The sequence below is a fragment of the Methanobacterium formicicum genome (assembly GCF_029848115.1).
Classification (GTDB): domain Archaea; phylum Methanobacteriota; class Methanobacteria; order Methanobacteriales; family Methanobacteriaceae; genus Methanobacterium; species Methanobacterium formicicum.
In genome coordinates, this window is sequence record NZ_JARVXG010000052.1 from 56,403 (window position 1) to 62,500 (window position 6,098).

Genomic DNA, 6,098 nt, shown 5'->3' on the forward strand with positions numbered 1-6,098 from the left:
GATTTAGGGAGGTTTATTTATTAGCATCCAGTACAATCCCAGGGTGGAAACTGCCTCAATGAAATCATCGAATTCCACGGGTTTACTCACGTAACTGTTCACACCCAGTTTATAACTTTCCACCACATCTTGATCTTCTTGTGAGGAAGTTAAAACCACTACTGGAATTCTACGAGTTCTCTCATCTGCTTTAATATGTTTTAAAACTTCCAGACCGTCTACTTTAGGCATGCGAAGGTCTAAGAGTATCAGTCGAGGCAGATCCTCGGGATCTCTATCTGCAAACTGACCTTGAGCATAAATAAAATCAATGGCCTCTTCTCCATCTTTAACCCAAACCAACTTGTTTGCCAGATTTTTCCGTTTTAACGCCCTCATGGTTAATTCTGCATCGGTGGGATTATCCTCCACCAGAAGAATTTCCAACTCATCCATATCCATAGTAAAAAGCCTCCATATGATGGGCTACTCCCCCGGCCAGGAGGGTTCATCCCACCTTTGACATGAATGAATATTGGGATTTTTTTAGATAAAGTATTTTGCAAAGGTAGTAAAATGAAAAATCATTATACTCCCCTCACTGAAAAATATGATCCAGGAACCGGGTGATCGGGCTTTATCACCGTTCATTCCATTGAGTAGGCTTATATTTTTGACTATATTATTTTAAAATCATTTATTTTAATTTTAAATTATTAATCCCCAATTTCATCCAGCTTATCATCAGAAATATCTCTTGAAATTCCTAAAACAGCATATATTTCCCCTTTTTTATTTTTTAAAGGTTTGAGAAGAGTATCCAACCATACCTCACCTTCTGGGAATTGGAAAATATTTTTAACACGAACCGACTGGCCAGTGCCGAATACCTTTTTTAATTCCTTAATATGAGGTTGGAAAAACTGCTGGGAGAATACATCTTGAACTGATTTTCCAAGGACCTCTGCTTTTTCTAGTTTCAGATATTCCATGGAGGATTCATTGACATAATCCACCGTTAAATCTTTGTTTATAACGAAAATCAAGTCAGGGGCACTTTCAGCCAGAATACGGTAGTGTTCCTCACTTTCCCTGAGATTTGACTGGCACTTATGGCAGTAAAAAGCAATTTCAATGGCAAACTTCAGTTCAGTTTCATCAAAGGGTTTGATGAGATAGGCCTGCGGTTGAGTGATCTTGGCATCCTGAAAAGTTTCCATGTTGGAATAGGCCGTCAGATAAATAATAGGAATTTCCTGGTTCTTTTTGATGATCTTGGCTGCCTCCACCCCATTCATATAGCCTTTGAGTAATATATCCATTAAAATAAGGTCCGGTTCTAATTCTAATGCCTTCTCAACTGCATCTTCTCCTGAGGAAACTATGCCTACCACATCGTAACCCCATTGAACCAGTTTTTTTTCAAGCTCCATTCCAGTGAGTGCTTCGTCTTCCACCACTAAAATTTTGGACTGTTTAAGCATGTTATCTCCCACCTTGGATCATCGGTTTATCACTCCAGTATCATTGCCATTATGTTCCGGAATTGCTGCTTACTTTAGGGATTTTAATAACAAAATTGGCACCATCACCATCTTTGACTTCTACAGAACCTTCAGATTGATCTACAAAGGTTTTAACCAGTTGTAAACCAAATGAATCAGGTGTTTCAATGGAAACATGGCGGGGTAGTCCCACTCCGTTGTCCGCAACATTGATCACCAATTCTTCATCCTCACTCACCACTTCTACCCGGATTTCACCCGGTTCTTTATTGGGGAATCCGTGTTTGAGTGAGTTAATCACCAGCTCACTTATAACCAACCCGGACAACACCGCCATATCCATATTCAGATAGGCATCATGGGTTTTTATGGTTATATCAACGTCTTTAGCCCCCTGGGAGCGTACGATATCCTGGAGTATGCTGTCCAGGTACGGTTGGAGATTAATGTGCTCCAGGTCTTCGGATTGGTACAGCTTTTCATGGACCAGTCCAAAGGATCGGAGGTAACTGCGACCGTCCTTTAGTTTGTTAACCATTTCATCAATAACATACTCTGAATGCAACCGGTTAAGGCTGGATATCATTTGCATGTTCGTTTTAACCCCAGTGTACACGTTTTTAAGCACTCTTTCCCGTTTTTCCAGTGATTTCCTGGCCAGTTGCTCGGCATTCTGGAGGTCCTCCAGCTGCTGGGCGAAATCATTCCCCAGGCGGGAGATCTCCTGGCTTTTTTCCTGGAGATCCGTGGTTTTTAGAGCAAGTTCCCGGGTGAGTCCTTCGTTTTTGGTTTCCAGGTCCTCTGTTTTTTTACGTATCTCTTCGGTTTTCTCTGCCAAATCTTTCTTGACTTTTTTAAGGGCTTTTTCGGTGACAAGTCTTTTTGATCGCTCCAGACTCAGATCACGGGTGGTGTTTTCCAGTTGTTTTACCATGCTACTTAATTCAATTCCCAATTCGACCTTTTCCTGTTCCCATGATTTCTGGGAATGATTAAAGTCTTCAATTTCCTTTTCCAGGTCTGCTATTTTGGATAGGGATTGTGCTGATTTATTTGCCTGTTTTTCCAGGTTGCTGGATTTTTCCTTCAGTTCATCTTCCAGTTTTTTACGAACTACTCTCTCATCATCCAATGCCTGGGATGATTTTTCATAATCCGCAGTTAACCCTTTTATTTCTTCTTCCAGAAGTTGCCTGTTTTTTTCCAGTGCTTCTTCCCGGTTTTGTAAGTTTTTTAATTCTACTTCCTGGTTTTTAATGGTTTTTTCCAGTTCACCTACTGTTTCCGTAAAATCAGTACCCAGTTGCTCATTTAATCTTTCCAGAGACTTTATTTTCTCATTTTTATCCTTTATTTGAGATTTTAAAGATATCTTAACCTCATCTAATTCTGTGTTCACGGATTCCAGTGAACTTCGAGATTTATTAAGGTTTTCCTGGAGTTTTTCCATTTTTTTATGGTACTCGGTTAAATCGCGCCCTACAGACTGGTACTCCTCAATTTGACCGGAACTGTTATAAAGCGCCCGAGTAACCCACTGCCACCATCTTAATTCACCGCTGGCCATTTTAATTGGCCCTTCAAAGACCCGGATAGAGTCTTCATTTCCCTGGGATTGGAAGTGAACTTTCATCTGGTCCCTATCTTCCTCAGAAAGGGCGAATACAGTATTGAATTCGCTTTTTAATCCGAAAAAATTATAATATGCTTCATTGGCAAAGGTAAGTTCCATGTCTTTGTTGAATCTGCACACAATTTCGCTCTCTTCATCAACCACAGAACGATATAATTCTTCATTTCTTTTCAAATCGTCTTCTATTTTTTTTAAATCGGTAACATCATCTAAAGTTACCATTAATCCTTGAAAAAATTTGTAGGTGTTTATTTCAATGTAAAATGGTTTTTCATCCTTGGAAATCTTGATGCTGCGGTAACTGTTACCAGTTTCCAGGGTTTTTCCGCACATTTCCTCTAGTTCACTGTCCCACAGGGGCTTTATAGCATCAGAAAGAGCCCTGCCAATAACGGCATCGGTATCGCAATCCACTATTTCTTTAACCCGGTGATTGGAATAAATACATTTTAAATCATTGCTATAAACCATCAATCCCTGATCAAGGGTTTCCAACATTTTAACATACTTTTCGCCAGTATCTTTAAGGTACTCCTCAAGTTGGCGATGGTCAGTAATGTCCTGGAATTGAACCAAATATCCTTCATGGGTTTCGTCCAATTTTAGTGGACTCACATGTATATTTAGATATATCGAATCTGTTTCGGTTGTTTTTTGGAATTTGAGTTCATTTAACTTATCCCAATCTAGTTTACAATCAAAGTGAACTTTTAAACCTTTTTTAAGTTTTTCCAATTCTTTATCATCCAGTTTGAAACTATCAAACAAATTGAACTGCTGGAGGAGTTGGAAGTCAGAGACTCCAAAGAGTTCCAGGCTAGCCGGGTTGGCCTCTAAAAGGTTACCCTCCGCATCAAATACCTCGGTTGCCAGGGATTCGGAATAAATATTGTGGAACTTTTGTTCCCTTTCCTTAAGGGATTTTTCATCCTCTACCTGTTGACTTACATCCTGGAATACGATACTGGCTCCCACTGATCCCGGAGTTTCTCCCTCAATAAAAGAAATAGTGTATTCAATATGGACTTTGTCACTGGAATGATCCTTTATAATTGATTTAGAAGTGATGGGAGTGGTTCCACTGGCAATAAAATCAGTTGAGTAACCTTCCCCTTTTTTAATTCCATCCAGAGGGAATAAACTTACCAGTTCTTTATTTACAGTCATGCCTTCTTCAAAATCAGTGAAATCACCAGCAAATTTGTTTATATAAATGATAACTCCACTTAAATTTATGACTATAACCCCAGAATCACTTAACTTATCATCAAGAGTTTTTCCAATCTGGAATAACTTTTTTTCAAGTTTATGTTCAGAAAGAGCAGTTTCAATCTTATCCTGTAACTCATTTTCCTCAAAGGGCTTGATGATGTAAGCAGTGGGACTGGTGATTTCAGCCCTCTTACGGGTTTTAGAATCGCCGTAGGCAGTTAAATAAATTATGGGAATATCCTGGATATTTTTAATCTCAGTGGCCGCATCAATCCCATCACCCTGACCTTTAAGCATGACATCCATTAAAATTAAATCGGGTTTTATTTCTTTAGCCTTTTTAACCGCTTCTTTCCGTGAAAAAGCAAAGGATGGAACATCGTAACCCCAAGTTTTTAATTTTCTCTGGAGCTCCATGGCAGTAAGCCCATCATCCTCTACCACTAAAATTTTTGCTTCGGGCATAACCCCGCCCTCCCAAGATTTGAAAAATTAATGACAATATTGCTTGCAATTATCAATTTATTAGCCATTATATTTATAATTTAAGATCAATGGGGAATAGCTTAATGGGAAAATAGAGGATGGAAAAGGTTTTCAGTAGCGTTCAAAGTGTAAAAAATCGTCTACATCCCTACGAGGCGGAGGATATGGTTTTTCATCAGGATATCCCAGGGGGACCAGTGCTACTGGCCTTAACTGAGATGGTATCCTCAGCAAGTCGATGACCTCCTGCTCATCAAAGGCTCCCACCCAGCAAGCTCCCAGACCCCGAGCATGGGCCATGAGAAGCATGTTCTCCAATGCACAGGAAACATCCTGGATAGAGTAAAGCTCCACCCCCCGGGCACCGTAAACCATGCTGCAAACACTCTTATTGATGCAGGCCACCATAACCACCGGGGCTTTGGATATAAAATCTCGCATATAAGCCGCCGCAGAGAGTTTCTTCCTGGTTTCCGGATCTTTAACCAGGATCATCTCCCAGCTTTGCAGGTTTCCTGCAGAGGGAGCCCATATACCAGCCTGGATGATCTTCATAATCAGAGAGTCCGGGACTTCCTTCTCCTTAAATTTCCTAATACTTCTCCTTTGACTTATTGCCTGGAAAACTTCCATTAACACTTCCCCCTATTTTTACCATGATTTTAGTAAACCATCATTAAACAAACCCCGTTACCAAGTAGGAATCCAATTATTATTAATAAATCCCATTTAATTTTATTTTAAAGTCTTTTAATCCATTGTTTTAACATTTCTCGGTTATTTTTTATACACCTGGGCATCGACCACCATGTGGTACACTCCAGGAGAATACTTCTTAATGATCCTCTGATTCAGTACCTCCACCTCGAAACCATTGGCCGCTTCCCTAATCCTTTCAGCAGGACGAATGTATTTCAATTTATCTGGAACTGACTCATGGTAATGTATTATCCCTTCATCCCGGATAACTTCCAGGGCCACATCGAGATATTCCTCAGTATTGCCTATATACCCCATTAATACCCGATCAGCAATATTTCGTGGTGCCACATCCCTACAATCACCTAAAATAGGTTCCACCACTCCCTGAACATGGTTAAGTTCAACATTCTCCGCAAGATAACCGTGGGCCACCGGATTGATCTCCACGGCATAGATCTTCTCTGGTCGGGCATGTACCGCCATAGGTATGGTAAAATAACCAATCCCTGCAAATAAATCCACCACAGTTTCTCCTGGTCGTACTATTTGCCCCATTCTCTTTCTTTCAGTGGTGTTTCCCT

General features: G+C 40.2%; 5 protein-coding genes (1 of these 5 only partly in view). All 5 read right to left on the reverse strand.

The window, feature by feature from the left end; all coding sequences use genetic code 11:
- Positions 1–3 precede the first annotated feature (3 nt).
- Complete coding sequence (locus tag QC759_RS08330; protein WP_048072530.1) at positions 4–441, reverse strand: response regulator; 438 nt, start codon at positions 439–441, stop codon at positions 4–6.
- 254 nt (positions 442–695) lie between these two features.
- A complete protein-coding gene (locus QC759_RS08335) occupies positions 696–1,463 on the reverse strand; it encodes a response regulator (RefSeq protein ID WP_048072531.1) in 768 nt (255 codons plus the stop codon).
- A gap of 49 nt (positions 1,464–1,512) precedes the next feature.
- Positions 1,513–4,794, reverse strand: coding sequence for a PAS domain S-box protein (locus QC759_RS08340; protein ID WP_048072532.1), 3,282 nt, complete (start codon positions 4,792–4,794; stop codon positions 1,513–1,515).
- A 132-nt stretch (positions 4,795–4,926) separates the two neighbouring features.
- The gene (locus QC759_RS08345) at positions 4,927–5,448 is read right to left on the reverse strand and encodes a nitroreductase family protein (RefSeq protein WP_048072533.1); all 522 of its coding nucleotides are present in this window, start codon (positions 5,446–5,448) and stop codon (positions 4,927–4,929) included.
- A 144-nt stretch (positions 5,449–5,592) separates the two neighbouring features.
- On the reverse strand, positions 5,593–6,098 hold the 3' portion of the coding sequence (locus QC759_RS08350) for a class I SAM-dependent methyltransferase (RefSeq protein WP_048073844.1). Its footprint extends 226 nt past the window's final position; 506 of the gene's 732 nt are visible here — the last part of the coding sequence; its start codon lies off the right edge, out of view; the stop codon is at positions 5,593–5,595.